This is a genomic window from Trinickia camelliae (assembly GCF_053525655.1).
In genome coordinates this window covers 1-15,993 of sequence record NZ_JBCHAA010000003.1, presented here as the reverse complement: position 1 = coordinate 15,993, position 15,993 = coordinate 1, and the positions used below count along the sequence as shown (strand labels likewise).

Annotated in this window: 14 protein-coding genes; all 14 read left to right on the top strand. The window is 65.3% G+C overall.

Annotation, left to right across the window (positions count from 1 at the left end):
* Positions 1 to 49 precede the first annotated feature (49 nt).
* The 14 genes from AAHK20_RS06360 to flhA all read left to right on the top strand — a co-directional run bounded on the left by AAHK20_RS06360 (position 50) and on the right by flhA (position 15,891).
* Positions 50 to 415, top strand: a complete 366-nt coding sequence (locus tag AAHK20_RS06360; protein ID WP_449180612.1) for a response regulator — start codon at positions 50 to 52, stop codon at positions 413 to 415.
* A 118-nt stretch (positions 416 to 533) separates the two neighbouring features.
* On the top strand, positions 534 to 2,777 hold the full coding sequence (cheA, locus tag AAHK20_RS06355; protein WP_449180611.1) for a chemotaxis protein CheA: 2,244 nt from the start codon (positions 534 to 536) through the stop codon (positions 2,775 to 2,777).
* Positions 2,778 to 2,817: 40 nt separating this feature from the next.
* Positions 2,818 to 3,339, top strand: a complete 522-nt coding sequence (cheW, locus tag AAHK20_RS06350; RefSeq protein ID WP_449180610.1) for a chemotaxis protein CheW — start codon at positions 2,818 to 2,820, stop codon at positions 3,337 to 3,339.
* Between the two features lie 61 nt (positions 3,340 to 3,400).
* A complete protein-coding gene (locus tag AAHK20_RS06345) occupies positions 3,401 to 5,329 on the top strand; it encodes a methyl-accepting chemotaxis protein (protein ID WP_449180609.1) in 1,929 nt (642 codons plus the stop codon).
* A 9-nt stretch (positions 5,330 to 5,338) separates the two neighbouring features.
* Positions 5,339 to 6,298, top strand: a complete 960-nt coding sequence (locus AAHK20_RS06340; RefSeq protein ID WP_449180608.1) for a CheR family methyltransferase — start codon at positions 5,339 to 5,341, stop codon at positions 6,296 to 6,298.
* Positions 6,295 to 7,119: a chemoreceptor glutamine deamidase CheD gene (gene cheD, locus AAHK20_RS06335; RefSeq protein WP_449180607.1), complete on the top strand. Its 825-nt coding sequence runs from the start codon at positions 6,295 to 6,297 to the stop codon at positions 7,117 to 7,119. Before AAHK20_RS06340 ends, cheD begins: the two co-directional genes overlap by 4 nt.
* 5 nt (positions 7,120 to 7,124) lie before the next feature.
* Entirely contained in the window at positions 7,125 to 8,213 is a 1,089-nt protein-coding gene (locus AAHK20_RS06330; RefSeq protein WP_449180606.1) for a protein-glutamate methylesterase/protein-glutamine glutaminase, read from the top strand.
* A 57-nt stretch (positions 8,214 to 8,270) separates the two neighbouring features.
* Entirely contained in the window at positions 8,271 to 8,663 is a 393-nt protein-coding gene (gene cheY, locus AAHK20_RS06325) for a chemotaxis response regulator CheY (protein ID WP_137334369.1), read from the top strand.
* Positions 8,664 to 8,667: 4 nt separating this feature from the next.
* Positions 8,668 to 9,357: a protein phosphatase CheZ gene (gene cheZ / locus AAHK20_RS06320; protein ID WP_449180605.1), complete on the top strand. Its 690-nt coding sequence runs from the start codon at positions 8,668 to 8,670 to the stop codon at positions 9,355 to 9,357.
* Positions 9,358 to 9,688: 331 nt separating this feature from the next.
* Positions 9,689 to 10,216, top strand: coding sequence for a DUF2844 domain-containing protein (locus AAHK20_RS06315; protein WP_449180604.1), 528 nt, complete (start codon positions 9,689 to 9,691; stop codon positions 10,214 to 10,216).
* 25 nt (positions 10,217 to 10,241) lie between these two features.
* Entirely contained in the window at positions 10,242 to 11,459 is a 1,218-nt protein-coding gene (locus AAHK20_RS06310) for a DUF3443 family protein (RefSeq protein ID WP_449180603.1), read from the top strand.
* A 69-nt stretch (positions 11,460 to 11,528) separates the two neighbouring features.
* Positions 11,529 to 12,338 carry an oxygenase MpaB family protein gene (locus tag AAHK20_RS06305; RefSeq protein ID WP_449180602.1) on the top strand — a complete coding sequence of 270 codons (810 nt, stop codon included), beginning with the start codon at positions 11,529 to 11,531 and terminating at the stop codon, positions 12,336 to 12,338.
* A gap of 147 nt (positions 12,339 to 12,485) precedes the next feature.
* A complete protein-coding gene (gene flhB / locus AAHK20_RS06300; RefSeq protein ID WP_449180601.1) occupies positions 12,486 to 13,712 on the top strand; it encodes a flagellar biosynthesis protein FlhB in 1,227 nt (408 codons plus the stop codon).
* A gap of 79 nt (positions 13,713 to 13,791) precedes the next feature.
* On the top strand, positions 13,792 to 15,891 hold the full coding sequence (flhA, locus tag AAHK20_RS06295; protein WP_449180600.1) for a flagellar biosynthesis protein FlhA: 2,100 nt from the start codon (positions 13,792 to 13,794) through the stop codon (positions 15,889 to 15,891).
* Positions 15,892 to 15,993: the final 102 nt, after the last annotated feature.

The window sequence follows — 15,993 nt, the reverse complement described above, 5'->3', positions numbered from 1 at the left end:
CGCAAGGCTGCGCCGGTCCACCGCGCCCGCCAGGCGCCGTGAGGAATAGATGATCAGGAACATTCTGGCGATCGACGATTCGGCCGCGATGCGCGAAATCCTTTCCGCGACGCTGACCGAGGCGGGCTACAGCGTGACGGTCGCCGCCGACGGCGAGGAAGGGCTCGAAAACGCGCTCGCGCAGGCGTTCGATCTCGTGCTGACGGACCAATACATGCCCAAGCGCAGCGGGCTCGATGTGATCGCTGCGCTGCGCGCGAATCCGGCCTATGTCGAGACGCCGATTCTGGTGCTCACGACCGAGGACGGCGAGGCATTCAAGGATGCGGCGCGCGCGGCGGGCGCGACGGGCTGGATCGAAAAGCCGCTCGACCCGGAGACGCTGACCGAGTTGGTCGCGACGCTCGGTGCGTAGCGGCGGCGCGACAGAAGGAACGATACGTAAGACGCGCGGATGGACGCGCGATATTTGACCAAGCAGATTTGCGAAGCGCAGCAGTAGCCAAGGACAAGACCCCTCGCGGTGACCCAGCATGACTCTCGACATCACTCAGTTCTACCAGACGTTTTTCGATGAAGCGGATGAACTGCTCGCGCAAATGGAGCAGTTGCTGCTGAACCTCGATATCGGCGCGCCGGACCCCGAGGACCTCGCCGCGATTTTTCGCGCGGCGCACTCGATCAAGGGCGGCGCGGCGACTTTCGGCTTTACCGCGCTGACGGAGACGACGCACATCCTCGAATCGCTGCTCGACCGCGCGCGCAACAACGAAATCACGCTGCGCAAGGACATGGTCGACACGTTCCTCGAGACCAAGGACGTGCTCGCCGATCAGCTCGCCGCCTACCGCGCGAGCGCCGAGCCCGACGCGGCCGCGGCCGCGGAGGTGTGCGCGAAGCTCGAACGCCTCAATGCCGAGAGCGGCGACGCGGCGGCGCCCGCAGCGCCGGAGCCGGCGCCTGCGGCGGCGATGGACATCGCGTTCGACCTGCCGCCGGTCGCGGCAAGCACGGGCGCGAATCCGCCTGAGCACGTCGTCGCACAGGCCGAGCAGGAGCTCGGGCACGCACCGGGCGCCGCACCGGCACCGGCTGCGTCGGCGCCGGCCACCGGCGGAAACGATGCAGGACCTCACCTGAAAATTACGCTACGGGGGGTGGGGGAGAAGGACCAGGAACTTCTGACCGAAGAGTTGGGGAACCTGGGGCAGATCGTCGGGACGGTGAAGAGCGGCGGCGACTTGACGCTGTACCTCGAGACCGATGTGTCGTCCGACGACATCACTGCCGTGTGCTGCTTCGTGATCGACGAAAGCCAGATCGTGATCGGCCGCGGCACCGCGCCCGCTGGGGAGGAGGCGCCGGCAGAACCGCCAGCGCCTCCGAGTGCGGCGGCTGCGCCGGCTCAAGCCGCCGCGCCCGCGCCTGCGGCGCCGCAACCGGTAAGCGCACCGGCACCGGCTGCGCCCGCTCCGGCGCAGGCAGCCGCGCCGAAAGCACCCGAGCCGCCGCCCGCCGCGCCGAAGCCCGCTGCCGCCCCGGCCGCTGCCGAAGACAAGAAGCCCCGCCCCGCCGCCGCAGCCGCGACGGCCGAAGGCAGCTCGATTCGCGTCGGCGTCGAAAAGGTCGACCAGCTGATCAACCTCGTCGGCGAACTCGTCATCACGCAGGCGATGCTCGCCGAGACCACGAGCGCGTTCGACCCGGCGGTGCACGACCGCCTTTACAACGGCATGGCCCAGTTCGAGCGCAACGCGCGCGATCTGCAGGAAGCGGTGATGTCGATCCGCATGATGCCGATGGATTACGTGTTCAGCCGCTTCCCGCGGCTCGTGCGCGATCTCGCCGCGAAGCTCGGCAAGGAAGTCGAACTCGTCACGTTCGGTCAAGCGACCGAACTCGACAAGAGCCTCATCGAACGCATCATCGATCCGCTCACCCACCTCGTGCGCAACAGCCTCGACCACGGCATCGAAACCGTCGAGAAGCGCCGCGCCGCAGGCAAGGATTCGACCGGCCAGCTCGTGCTTTCCGCCGCGCATCACGGCGGCAACATCGTGATCGAGGTCAGCGACGACGGCGCGGGCTTGAACCGCGAAAAGATTCTCGCGAAGGCGGCCAAGCAGGGCATGCAGGTCAGCGAGTCGATGACCGACGAGGAAGTCTGGAACCTGATCTTCCTGCCGGGCTTCTCGACCGCCGAGCAAGTGACCGACGTGTCGGGCCGCGGCGTCGGCATGGACGTCGTCAAGCGCAACATCCAGTCGATGGGTGGCCACGTCGAGATCCAGTCGCAAGCGGGCAAGGGCAGCACCACGCGCATCGTTCTGCCGCTCACGCTCGCGATTCTCGACGGCATGTCGGTGAAGGTGGGCAACGAGATCTTCATCCTGCCGCTGAACTTCGTGATGGAGTCGCTGCAGCCCAACGCCGAAGACATCTACACCGTCGCCAACGGCGAGCGTGTCGTGCGCGTGCGCGGCGAGTATCTGCCGCTCGTGGCGCTGCACGAAGTGTTCGCCGTCGAAGATGCTCGCACCGAACCGACGCAAGGCATCGTCACGATCATGCAGACCGAGGGCCGGCGCTTCGCGATGCTGATCGACGAACTCGTCGGGCAGCAGCAGGTCGTCGTGAAGAACCTCGAAACGAACTACCGCAAGGTGCACGGCATTTCGGCCGCGACCATCCTCGGCGACGGCAGCGTCGCGCTGATCGTGGACGTGGCGGCACTGTTTCGCGAGTCCCGTGCTTCGCACGGCGCCATGAGTTTCTAACCGTCAATTTTTCGCAATTCCCAACCGCTTGGGGGCTAACGTGGCAGAAGTCCAATCCAACCAATCGACCGGCGTCGCCGGCCGCCGCGATGCGCTGCAAGGCGACGCAGCCGGGCAGGAGTTCCTCGTCTTCACGCTCGGCGCGGAAGAGTACGGCATCGACATCCTCAAAGTGCAGGAGATCCGCGGCTACGACAGCGTGACGCGCATCGCCAACGCGCCCGACTTCATCAAGGGCGTGATCAATCTGCGCGGGATCATCGTGCCGATCGTCGACATGCGCATCAAGTTCCACTTGGGCCGCGTCGAGTACGACCATCAGACCGTCGTGATCATCCTGAACATCGCGCATCGCGTGGTCGGGATGGTGGTGGACGGCGTGTCCGACGTGCTGACGCTCACCGTCGACCAGATCATGCCGGCGCCCGAATTCGGCGCGACGCTCACGGCCGAATACCTGACGGGCCTCGGCACCGTCGACGGCCGCATGCTGATCCTGATGGACATCGAAAAACTGATGAGCAGCAAGGAGATGGCGCTGATCGAGAACCTCGCGCACTGATAGCGCAACGTTCCGGCACCCAGCCTTTTCCACGCATCCCCGGCCCACGGAGACACTCACGATGCTGCACAACTGGTCGATCCGCACGACGCTGACCGCGATAGGCGTGGTGCTTCTTGCGCTGACCGTCGCTGTCGGCGCGCTCGGTCTGTCGGCGCTCAACGGCGCGAGCCACTCGCTCGACACGCTCGCGCGCGGCGATCTGCCCGCGATCCATTCGCTCGACGATGCCGGCGCCTACCTGCTGCGCTCGCGCGTGGCGCTCGACCGCTTCCGCGCGCTGTCCGAGGCGAACAACGCCGACGAAGCGAAGAAGGTGCTCGACCGCGCGCAGGAGTTGCTGACACTGTCGAACACGGCGTGGCAGGCTTACCAGGACGCACCGAAGGTCGACATGGACGGCGCGCTGCTCGACGACCTGAGCGCGAAGCACGCGAGCGTCCTGCACGACGGCGTCGAGCCGGAATTCGCGGCGGCGCGCGCGGGCGACATGGCCGGCTACCACGCGATCGCCGACACCAAGATCAGCCCGATGTTCGTCGCCTTCGACCAGGCCGCGGCGCTCGTCATCAAGGCGCGCCAGCAGCATGCCGAAGCGCTGCACGCGCGCTCGCAATCGCACATCTCGCTGATGAGCATGCTGATCGTCGCGGTGACGGCGGTCGCGCTCGTGCTCGTCGTGCTGATCCGCTTCGCGATGCGCGGCCTCATCGTGCAGCCGCTGCAGGATGCGATCTCGCACTTCGACCGCGTCGCCGGGGGCGATCTCACGCATCCGGTGCACGTGTTCAGCAAGAACGAGATTGGCCACCTGTTCGGCGGCATCAAGCGCATGCAGGACGCTGTCACCGAGATGGTGAGGGCCGTGCACGGCGGCACCGAATCGATCGACGTCGGCGCGCGCGAGATCGCGGTCGGCAACACGGATCTGTCGCAGCGCACCGAGCAGCAGGCGGCTTCGCTGCAGGAAACCGCGGCGAGCATGGAGCAGCTGACGGGCACCGTGCGCCAGAACGCCGAGAACGCGCGGCAGGCGAGCCAGTTGGCCGTCAACGCATCCGATATCGCGACGCGCGGCGGCGAAGTGGTGAGCCAGGTCGTCGAGACGATGCAGGACATCGCGACGAGCTCGAACAAGGTCGTCGACATCATCGGCGTGATCGAAGGGATCGCGTTCCAGACCAACATCCTCGCGCTGAACGCGGCCGTCGAAGCGGCGCGTGCGGGCGAGCAGGGGCGCGGCTTCGCGGTGGTCGCGGGCGAAGTGCGCAGCCTTGCGCAGCGGAGCGCGTCGGCGGCGAAGGAAATCAAGTCGTTGATCGGCGACTCGGCCGACAAGGTGCAAAACGGCACGCAACTCGTGGGCCGCGCGGGCACGACGATGGAAGAGATCGTGCAGGCCGTGCGCCGCGTGACCGACATCATGGGCGAGATCAGCGCGGCGTCCGAAGAGCAGTCGACGGGGATCGAGCAGGTCAATCGCGCCGTGACGCAGATGGACGATGTGACGCAACAGAACGCGGCGCTCGTCGAAGAGGCGGCGGCTGCCGCCGCGTCGCTCGAAGAGCAGACGCGCAAGCTCAAGATGGTGGTGGGCGCGTGGCGCGTCACGGGTGAGGCGGTTCATGCGGTGCAGCCGGTGGCGCGAGCCGCTCGTCCGGCGCCGCGTGCGATTGGCGGCACGGCGGCGAAGGCGAAAGGCGCGCTGCCTGCACCTAAAAAGGCGCAGTCCGCTCAGCAAGCGCTGTCGGCGCCGCGCGAGCCGCAATTGACGGCGCCGGCGCAACCGGCGTCTCCGGCAGCTTCCGCTCCGGCCGCGCCGACGAGCGCCAAGCCCGCGAGGTCCGCGCGCACCGAGGCATCCGGCACGCCACGTTCGGCGGCCCCTGCCGCACCGCGCGCTTCGGCACCGGCGCCCGCGCCGCGCCCTGCCGCGCCCGCGCCGACGGTCGCGAGCAAGGCTTCCGACGACGATTGGGAAACCTTCTAAGCAAGCATCATGACGACAGCGCGCGCACAACGAATCGACCGCTCCGAGCCGCCCGTGAGAACGAGCGAGATGGAGCGCGATTTCGACTTCACGTCGGCGGATTTCGCGCGCATTCGCGATTTGATTCATCGTCGCGCGGGCATTTCGCTTTCCGACCACAAGCGCGACATGGCGTACAGCCGGTTGGCCCGGCGCCTGCGCGCGCGTGGGCTCGACAGCTTTCGCCATTACCTCGACCTGCTCGAATCGGAGAACGATCCGGCCGAGTGGGAAGCGTTCACGAACGCGCTGACCACGAACCTGACCGCGTTCTTCCGCGAGTCGCACCATTTCCCGATCCTCGCGGATTTCGTGAAGCGCCGGCAGGCGCCGGTGTCGGTGTGGTGCTCGGCGGCGTCGACGGGCGAGGAACCGTATTCGATCGCGATGACGCTGATCGAAGCGCTTGGCGATTCGGCCGCGCGCCAGGCCACCGTGCTCGCCACCGATCTCGACACGCAAGTGCTCGCCAAGGGCGAAGCGGGCGTGTACTCGCTCGACCAGGTCAAGCAGTTGAGCCCCGAGCGTCTCAAGCGCTTCTTCCTGAAGGGCACGGGCTCGCACGCGGGCTACGTGAAGGTGCGTCCGGAAGTGCGCGCGATGATCCGCTTCGAGCAGTTGAACCTGACCGATGCGGACTATCGCCTCGGCGCGACGTTCGACGCGATCTTCTGCCGCAACGTGATGATCTACTTCGACAAGCCGACGCAGTCGCAGGTGCTCTCGCGCTTCGAGCCGCTCGTGAAGCCGGGCGGGCTGCTGTTTGCCGGACACTCGGAGAACTTCACGTATGTGACGCAGGCGTTCAAGCTGCGCGGACAGACTGTTTACGAGCTGACGCGCGACGCGGGCGCGGGCGCCAATTCGCGCGGCCGTAGCCACGATCAAGCTAAAACCGCCGCTTCGATGCCGCGAAGGGAGGCAGCATGAACGGCCTTCCGATCGCCACCAACCTTTACTACGACAACCACTTCCGCCGTCAGGGCGTGAAGCTGCTGCCGAACGAGTTCTACACGACCGGCGACGACATGGTGCTCGTGACGGTGCTCGGCTCGTGCGTGGCGGCATGCATTCACGACCGCACGGCGGGCATCGGCGGCATGAACCACTTCATGCTGCCCGACGACGGCACCGAGCCCGCGCAGGCCGCCTCCGATTCGATGCGCTACGGCGCGTACGCGATGGAAGTGCTGATCAACGAGCTGATCAAGATGGGCGGCCGGCGCGAGCGCTTCGAGGCGAAGGTGTTCGGCGGCGCGGCGGTGCTCGCGGGCATGACGACCATCAACATCGGCGATCGAAACTCCGAGTTCGTGCGCCGCTATCTCGGCCTCGAAAAGATTCGCATCGTCGCCGAGGACCTGCAGGGCCAGCATCCGCGCAAAGTCGCGTTCATGCCCTACACGGGACAGGCGGCGGTGAAGAAATTGCGTTTGCAGCAGGAGCCGAGCGTCGCGGAGCGCGAGCAGGCCCTCGCCAAGCAGACTGCGGAATTGCGCGCGGCGCGCCACGCGCGCGCTCGCGAGCACGTCGAACTCTTTGCGTCGACGGCGAGCAAGCCGCGCGTCGAGTTATTCGGCGGTGGCCCGGGAGGAGGCGCGGCGGCGAGTTCGGCCAATAACTCGGCCACTCAGCCGGCCAATAAGCCGCCCGCGACGGGCAAACCGCGTATCGAGCTGTTCGGCGCCAGTGCGGCTTCGAGCACGCGCCCGATTAGTCAAAACAGCCCCAGGACTGTAGAGGAGGCGTAGTAGCCGTGCAGAAGATCAAAGTTTTGTGTGTCGACGATTCAGCGCTGATCCGCAGCCTGATGACCGAAATCATCAACAGCCAGCCGGACATGACGGTCGTCGCGACCGCGCCCGATCCGCTCGTCGCGCGCGACCTAATCAAGCAACACAACCCGGATGTCTTGACGCTCGACGTCGAAATGCCGCGCATGGACGGCCTCGACTTCCTCGAGAAATTGATGCGCTTGCGGCCGATGCCGGTCGTGATGGTGTCGTCGCTGACCGAGCGCGGCTCGGAAATCACGCTGCGTGCGCTGGAGCTGGGCGCGGTCGATTTCGTGACCAAGCCGAAGGTCGGCATTCGCGACGGCATGCTCGATTACGCGGAAAAACTCGCCGACAAGGTGCGCGCCGCGGCGCGCGCCCGCGTGCGGCAGGCCGCGCCTGCGCAGCATGCGGCGGCGGGCGCCGCAGCCGCCGCGGCCGCGCATGCGCCGATGCTCAACAATCCGCTCGTCAGTACCGAGAAGCTGATCATCATCGGCGCGTCGACGGGGGGCACCGAAGCGATCCGCGAAGTGCTCGTGCCGCTCCCGCCTGACTCGCCCGCTGTATTGATCGCCCAACACATGCCGCCCGGGTTTACGAAATCTTTTGCGCAGCGCTTGAACGGCCTGTGCCGGATCGGCGTGAAGGAAGCGGAGCACGGCGAGCGGGTGCTGCCGGGCCATGCGTACATCGCACCGGGCCACGCTCACCTGCTGCTGGCGCGTAGCGGCGCGAACTACATCGCGCACCTGTCGGACGATCCGCCGGTGAACCGGCACCGTCCTTCGGTCGACGTGCTGTTCCGCTCGGCTGCCCAACATGCGGGTAAGAACGCCGTCGGCGTGATTCTGACCGGCATGGGTAAGGACGGCGCTGCGGGATTGTTAGACATGAGAAATTCTGGCGCATACACTCTCGCGCAAGATGAAGCGAGCTGTGTCGTGTTCGGCATGCCGCGCGAGGCAATCGCGATGGGCGGCGCGGACGAAGTTGCGCCTTTATCGGAAATGAGCCGGCGGGTGATGACACGCCTCGCGGCGATGGGTGACCGCGTGCAGCGCGTGTGACCCTGGTGAACAGATAAGCGGTCCTCGCCGCAAAATTGAGATAAAGGAATCAAGATGATGGACAAGGGAATGAAGATTCTGGTCGTGGACGACTTTCCGACGATGCGCCGGATCGTCCGCAACTTGCTGAAGGAACTCGGCTATTCGAACGTCGAAGAGGCGGAAGACGGCGCGATGGGCTTGGCTCGCTTGCGCGGCGGCGGCTTCGAATTCGTGATCTCCGACTGGAACATGCCGAACCTCGACGGCCTCGCGATGCTCAAGGAAATTCGCGCCGACGCGTCGCTCCAGCATCTGCCGGTGCTGATGGTGACGGCCGAATCGAAGAAGGAAAACATCATTGCGGCGGCGCAGGCCGGCGCGAGCGGCTACGTGGTGAAACCGTTTACCGCCGCGACGCTGGACGAAAAGCTCAACAAGATCCTCGAGAAGATGGCGAAAGCCGGGTGATAACGTGGACCAGTCGATCAATTTGCCCGAAGAGGGCACTGAAGACGCCGATCTGACGGCCGACCGCATTCTTGCCCGCATCGCAGCGCTCACGCGCGCGCTGCACGACACGATGCACGAGCTCGGTCTCGACAAGCAGATCGAAGAGGCGGTGAAGGCCGCGCCGGACGCCCGCGACCGGTTGCGCTACGTCTCGACGCTGTCCGAGCAGGCGGCCGAGCGCGTGCTGACGGCCATCGACCTGTCGAAGCCGATGCAGGACCGCATTAACGGCGAGGCCAGCCAGCTCGACGCGCGCTGGGCGCAGTGGTACGAAGCGCCGCTCGAGCGTCAGGAGGTCGGGTCGCTCCTCACCGACACGCGCGCGTTTTTCGCGAGCGTGTCGGAAGTGACGACGGCGACCAACGCGCAGCTGCTCGAGATCATGATGGCGCAGGACTTTCAGGATCTGACCGGCCAGGTGATCAAGAAGATCATCGAGGTCATCCACGTCATCGAGCGGCAGCTGCTCTCGGTGCTCGTCGAGAACATCGCGCCGGAGCGGCGCGAGCAGTTCGCGGCGTCAGCGTCGACGCTCTCCGCTCACGATCCGGACAGTCTCTTGAACGGTCCGCAGATCAATCCGGAAGGCAACGCGGAAGTCGTGCAGGGCCAAGAGCAGGTCGACGATCTGTTGGCGAGCCTCGGGTTCTGATGGACGGATCGCCAGTCCGCGCCGCATCGAGCGGCGCGGGCGGCGAGGCTTTTCGCTATGCAGGTCGCGCGCGATTCAGCCGCCGCTTGCTCCTTCCTCTTTTTCCCTTTTTTACGCCGCCCTTTCAGGCGTGCCGCTGCCGCGTTCCATGTTCGCGTGAGCGCATCACGATTGCGCCCCAAAGCGCTCGGCGCCGCGAACAACAGGCATACTACGGTGCATGCGCGCCGGCGCCCGTATCCCGCATTCCGCCGGTAGTGCTTGAACCCCAAGCGCTGGCGGCGCATGCGCCGACCAAGCGTGGGAAACCGATTGCAAGGGAGGCTTCGTGATGTCGAGTCGCTTTAGACGCGCTGTCTTGCAGGCGTCGATCGCTGTGCCTAGTTCGTTGTTCTTCGTGATTCCCGCCTATGCTGTGCTCGGCGGCAACCCCATGCAGACGCCCACGGGCGCCAGTTCCTCGACTGTTTCGCCCGCCGTTGCGCGCGCTGCCGCGCAAGGCTCGTCCACCTCGTCCACCACGCAGACCACTTCTTCCACGTCCGCGTCCTATTCGGTGATACAGACCACGTTGTCCTCGGGGACGGTGGTCCGCGAATACGTGACCACGTCCGGCACGGTGTTCGGCATCGCGTGGCGCGGTCCGCAGATGCCGAACCTGCCCCAGCTGCTCGGCGACTACTTTCCGCAGTACGCCTCGGGCGTCCAGGCGGCGCGCGCCGCCGGCGTGAGAGGGCCGGGGGTGGTCGAGCAGAGCGGTCTGGTCGTCCATGCGGGCGGCCACATGGGAGCGTTCATCGGCCAGGCGTATCTGCCGCAGGCGATGCCAAGCGGCGTCACCGGCTCCGACATTCAGTAACCCACCGACGAACGGGAGAAGAACCTTGCGATTCACGACAAGACTCATCCAGGGGCTCGGCGTGCTCGGTTTCGCCGCAGCGATTTCACTCTTCGCGGGATGCGGAGGCGGAGGTGGGGGCGGCGGCAGTAGCAGCAGCGGCGGCTCGACGCCGTCGGTCTCGAACTCGACGACCGTGACGGTGAATTCCGGCGTCAGCGGCGTGCCGAACATCCCAACGGTCAGCGTGACTATCTGTGCTCCGGGCAGCACGACGAACTGCCAGACCGTCAACAATATCCAGGTCGATACAGAATCGTTCGGGCTGCGGGTCGTCAGCGGCGCGGTCTCTCAGGTGCGGGGCAGCCTGCCGCAGGAGCAGGTCAACGGCTCGGGCCTCGTCGAGTGCACGGTCTTCCTCGACGGCACCTACACGCTGGGTTCGGTTCGTACGGCCAACGTCCAGATTGCGGGCGAGACGGCGAGCAGCGTGCCGATCCAGATCATCGGCGACCAGAGTTCGGCGCCGTCCGGTTGCAACGGGATCGCGCAAAACACCGCGCAAGACCTTGGCTCGAACGGGATTCTAGGCATCGGCGTCGCTCCCTATGATTGTCCTTCGTGCACGACATCGACCAATACCACCCCGCTGTACTACGCATGCCCAAGCAGCGGGAGTTGTTCGGGCGCTACGGTTCCGCTCACGCAGCAGGTCACCAATCCGGTGACGAAGTTCGCGACCGATAACAACGGCGTGATACTCACGCTGCCGGCAGTATCGTCGGGGGGCAATTCGTCGGCGACCGGCACGCTGGTGTTCGGCATCGGTACGCAGTCCAACAATACGAACACCGCGTCGAACAAGTTCACGACCAACTCGTTGGGTGACGTGAGCGGCACATACAACGGGACTTCTCTACCGCAGGGAGAGGTATTCTTCGACTCGGGCTCGAACGCCTACTACTTCCAGGCCGGATCAGATAGTGCGATGACTACTTGCTCGAACTCAAGTTTCTATTGCCCATCGAGCACGTTGTCGCGTTCCGCCACTGCGCAAAACTTCGACGGTACCGGCGGAAGTGCCACGCTGACATTGAGTATCGCTAATGCCAGCTCCCTCTTTGCCACCAACAATTTCGCATACAACAATTTGGGCGGATCTATAGGCATAAATGTGCTCGATATCGGCCTGCCGTTCTTCTTCGGGCGCAGCGTCTTTTATGGCTACCCTTCAGGTAGTCAGTCGCCGTACGTCGCGTTTTAAGTCTTAAGCCTCAAGCAGGCGAGCGCCGGATGTTCATTCGTCCGGCGCTCGCCCCGACTCAATCCCCCGATGTCCATCGAAAGCCTTAGCACGCCGCGCGCCGGGCCCATCCGCCTCGCCGACGTGACGAAGGAAGCCTACATCTACCTCGGCGCAGGCGCGGCAGTCGTCCTGCAGCTTGCGCATCCCGGGGTCGGCCAGGGCGTCGTCGAGCATAGCTATACGTTGCGGCGCCCCGTCGACCGGCTGCGCACGACGATGACCTTCATCTACGCCGTGACGCTCGGCACGGCCGAAGAGCGGGAGTACGTCGCCCGCTACGTCAACAAAGCCCACGGGCCGGTGCGCTCGCCTTCGTACAACGCGTTCGATCCGGAGTTGCAGCGCTGGGTCGCGGCGACGCTTTTCAAAGGCGCGCTCACGCTGTGCGAAATCTTCGACCGTCCGCTCACGCCGGCCGATGCTGATGCGCTGTGCCGCGAGGCGGCCGTCTACGGCACGACGCTGCAAATGCCCGCCGACCTGTGGCCGCGCGACATCGCCGCCTTCGACATCTATTGGGCCCAGTCGCTCGCCGGTTTCACCGTCAACGAGGACGTACGCCGCTACGTGCACGCGCTTTTGCGCGCCGAAGGGGCGCCGTGGTGGATTCGCGCGCTGATGCCGCTGCAGGGCTTTGCCACGCGTGCGCTCCTGCCCGCCGAGTTGCGCCACGCCTTCGGCCTGCCCTGGACTGAGCGCGACGCGCGGCGCTGGGCGTGGTTCGTCCGCTATGCGCCGAAGCTCTATCGGTGCGTGCCCGGCGTGGTGAGGCGCTGGCCGGCCGCGTGGGTCCTGCGCGGGCTCCGGCGGCGGATGGCGCGAGCGGCGGCGATTTGAGGCGGGATCCCCCTCCCGCCCCATCACTCGAAATACACCCCTTTCCCCGTCCTTATCCGCCGATCGTGGCTTGACGTCTGACGGAATAATCGCTGCCAGTGGGAAAGCGGCATTCCGCCGTGCCCGTTTGGAAAGCCCGAGAGCCTCATGGCAGAGGATAGCGACCTCGATAAGACCGAATCAGCCACCCCCAGGCGCTTGGAAAAGGCGCGGGAGGAAGGCCAGGTCGCGCGGTCGCGGGAGCTCACGTCGTTTGCGCTGCTGTCGGCGGGCTTCTACGGCACCTGGGCTTTGTCCGGCACGATCGGCAGCCACCTGGTGGCGATGATGCGCGGCGCGTTCACGTTCGATCACGCGCGCGTGATCGATACCCACAAGATGCTGATCGGAGCGGGCAGCGCCGGCATGGAAGGCTTCCATGCGCTCCTGCCGATCCTCGCGCTGACGGGCCTCGCCGCCCTTCTCGCGCCGATTGCGCTCGGCGGCTGGCTGATCTCGTCGAAATCGCTCCAGCCGAAGTTCGACCGCCTGAATCCGATCACGGGCCTCGGCCGGATGTTTTCGATCAACGGGCCGATCCAGCTCGGGTTGTCGCTGGTGAAGACGATTGTCGTCGGCGTCATTGGCGCGCTGGCCATCATGAATCACAAGGACGACATCGTCGCGCTCGCGACGCTGCCGCTTCACGAGGCGATCGGCAGCACCTTCCATCTGATCGCGGTGTGCTGCGGGATGACGGTGGCGGGGATGTTCCTGGTCGCCGCGCTCGACGTGCCGTATCAGCTCTGGCAGTTCCACAAGAAGCTGCGCATGACGAAGGAAGAAGTGAAGCGCGAGAACCGCGAAAACGAAGGCGATCCGCACGTAAAAAATCGCATTCGTCAGCAGCAGCGCGCGATGGCGCGGCGCCGGATGATGTCGGCGGTGCCGAAGGCGGACGTGGTCGTCACCAACCCGACGCACTTCGCGGTCGCGCTGCAGTACAGCGACGGCGAGATGCGCGCGCCGAAGGTCGTCGCGAAGGGCGTGAACCTCGTCGCGGCGCGCATCCGCGAGATCGCGGCCGAGCACAACGTGCCGCTGCTCGAAGCGCCGCCGCTCGCGCGCGCTCTCTATCACAACGTCGATTTGAATCGCGAGATTCCTGCCACGCTCTACAACGCGGTCGCGCAGGTGCTCGCATGGGTCTATCAGCTGCGCCGCTTCAGGGCGGAAGGCGGCGACATTCCGGCGACGCCGACCGAACTCGAAGTGCCGTCCGATCTGGACCAGGGCCCGGTGTCCGATGACGACGCTGACGAAGAAGCCGAGGAAGCATTGAACACAGGCACGACAAAGAAAACCAAGGGCGCAGATAAAGGAGCCTCAATATGAACGGCCCCCACGCTCACTGCCGTTCGCTGCCCCCCGAGGGGGCTGATGCCTCCCTTGGGGCGGCCCGGCGGGAGGCATCATGAACGCACGCGTAGGCGCCCTGTTCGGCAAGCGGCCGGAGATGCTCGCAGGCAACAACCTGCGCGCGCTCGCGGGGCCGATCCTGATCTGCATGATCCTCGGCATGATGATCCTGCCGCTGCCGCCGTTTCTGCTGGATCTGCTGTTCACGTTCAACATCGCGCTTTCCGTGATGGTGCTGCTCGTCAGCATGTACACGATGAAGCCGCTCGATTTCGCTGCGTTCCCGAGCGTGCTGCTGTTCTCGACGCTGTTGCGGCTGTCGCTGAACGTCGCCTCGACGCGGATCGTGCTGCTCGAAGGCCACACCGGCCCCGACGCGGCGGGCCAGGTGATCGAATCGTTCGGCCACTTCCTCGTGGGCGGCAACTTCGCGGTCGGTATCGTCGTGTTCGTGATTCTGATGATCATCAACTTCATGGTGATCACGAAGGGCGCGGGGCGGATCGCGGAAGTGTCCGCGCGCTTCACGCTCGATGCGATGCCCGGCAAGCAGATGGCGATCGACGCCGACTTGAACGCCGGCCTCATCAACGAAGACCAGGCGCGCAAGCGCCGCCTGCAGGTCTCGCAGGAAGCCGAGTTCTACGGCTCGATGGACGGTGCGTCGAAGTTCGTGCGCGGCGACGCGATCGCGGGCTTGATCATCATGGTGATCAACATCATCGGCGGGCTGATCGTCGGCGTCGTGCAGCACGACATGAGCTTCGCCGCGGCCGGCAAGAACTACACGCTGCTGACGATCGGCGACGGCCTCGTCGCGCAGATCCCGTCGCTCGTGATCTCGACGGCGGCGGGCGTAATCGTGTCGCGCGTCGCCACCGACGAAGACATCGGCACCCAGCTCACCGGCCAGCTTTTCACGAACCCGAAAGTCTTGATGATCACCGGCACGATCATCGTGCTGATGGGGCTGATTCCGAGCATGCCGCACTTCGCGTTCTTGCTGCTCGGCGGCGGCGCGATCCAGCTCGGGCGCGTGATGAAGAAGCGCGAAGAGGCGAAGAAGACGAGCTCGGCGCTCGTCGACGTTGCGCCGGCGGCGGCCACGCCCGTGGAAAGCAACGAGGCGAGCTGGGACGACGTGACGCTGATCGATGCCCTTGGCCTTGAAGTCGGCTACCGGCTGATCCCGCTCGTCGACAAGAACGCCGACGGCGAACTGCTCAAGCGGATCAAGAGCATCCGCAAGAAGTTCGCGCAGGAGATCGGCTTTTTGCCGCCGGTCATTCATATCCGCGACAACCTCGAACTGCGGCCGAACGCTTACCGGATTGCGTTGAAGGGCGTCGAAGTGGGCATCGGCGAGGCGTTTCCGGGGCAGTGGCTCGCGATCAATCCGGGGCAGGTCACGGCGGCGATTCCGGGTGCGCCGACGCAGGATCCGGCATTCGGGCTGCCGGCCGTGTGGATCGATACGAATCTGCGCGAGCAGGCGCAGGTGTACGGGTATACGGTTGTCGATTCGAGCACGGTGGTTGCGACGCACTTGAATCATCTCGTCGTGCAGCATGCGGCGGAGTTGCTCGGCAGACAGGAGGTGCAGGCGTTGATTACGCGCACGGGTAAGGATGCGCCGTCGCTTGTCGAAGACCTTGTGCCGAAGACGCTGTCGCTCACGACCTTGCAGAAGGTGCTGCAGAACCTGCTCGATGAAGGCGTGCCGATTCGCGATATGCGGACGATTCTCGAGTCGCTGTCGGAGCATGCGGTGAAGGTTACCGATGCGCATGATCTCACCGCGGCGGTGCGGTTGGCGCTGGGGCGCGCGATTACGCAGCAGTGGTATCCGGGGAATGGGGATATGCAGGTTATGGGCCTTGATTCCGGGCTTGAGCGTGTGCTTTCGCAGGCGCTTTCTACTAGCGCGAATCCTGGGCTCGAGCCTGGTCTTGCGCATACGCTGCTTACCGAAACGCAGAAGGCCATGATGCGGCAGCAGAATTCTGGCTTACCGCCGGTGTTGCTTGTGCAGCATGCGCTGCGGGCTATGCTTGCTCGCTTTTTGCGGCGTAGCTTGCCGCAGTTGAAGGTGCTTTCTTATGCCGAAGTGCCGGATACGCGGACGATTAAGGTTGCTAATTTGATTGGCGGCTAGGGCTTTTGTTTTGCCTACGGCGTTTGGTTCTTTTGCTTGGGTTTGTTGTGCAACTTTGATTTCGCGCCGTTCCGTATAGTCCGTCCCTCCCCGGGACCGGGG

What these genes read in the sequence shown, in the direction of transcription:
- AAHK20_RS06360 (WP_449180612.1), top strand. Translation starts at nt 50, where the DNA reads ATGATCAGGAACATTCTGGCGATCGACGATTCGGCCGCGATGCGCGAA.
- cheA (WP_449180611.1), top strand. Translation starts at nt 534, where the DNA reads ATGACTCTCGACATCACTCAGTTCTACCAGACGTTTTTCGATGAAGCG.
- AAHK20_RS06345 (WP_449180609.1), top strand. Translation starts at nt 3,401, where the DNA reads ATGCTGCACAACTGGTCGATCCGCACGACGCTGACCGCGATAGGCGTG.
- AAHK20_RS06340 (WP_449180608.1), top strand. Translation starts at nt 5,339, where the DNA reads ATGACGACAGCGCGCGCACAACGAATCGACCGCTCCGAGCCGCCCGTG.
- cheD (WP_449180607.1), top strand. Translation starts at nt 6,295, where the DNA reads ATGAACGGCCTTCCGATCGCCACCAACCTTTACTACGACAACCACTTC.
- cheY (WP_137334369.1), top strand. Translation starts at nt 8,271, where the DNA reads ATGGACAAGGGAATGAAGATTCTGGTCGTGGACGACTTTCCGACGATG.
- AAHK20_RS06315 (WP_449180604.1), top strand. Translation starts at nt 9,689, where the DNA reads ATGTCGAGTCGCTTTAGACGCGCTGTCTTGCAGGCGTCGATCGCTGTG.
- AAHK20_RS06305 (WP_449180602.1), top strand. Translation starts at nt 11,529, where the DNA reads ATGTCCATCGAAAGCCTTAGCACGCCGCGCGCCGGGCCCATCCGCCTC.
- flhB (WP_449180601.1), top strand. Translation starts at nt 12,486, where the DNA reads ATGGCAGAGGATAGCGACCTCGATAAGACCGAATCAGCCACCCCCAGG.
- flhA (WP_449180600.1), top strand. Translation starts at nt 13,792, where the DNA reads ATGAACGCACGCGTAGGCGCCCTGTTCGGCAAGCGGCCGGAGATGCTC.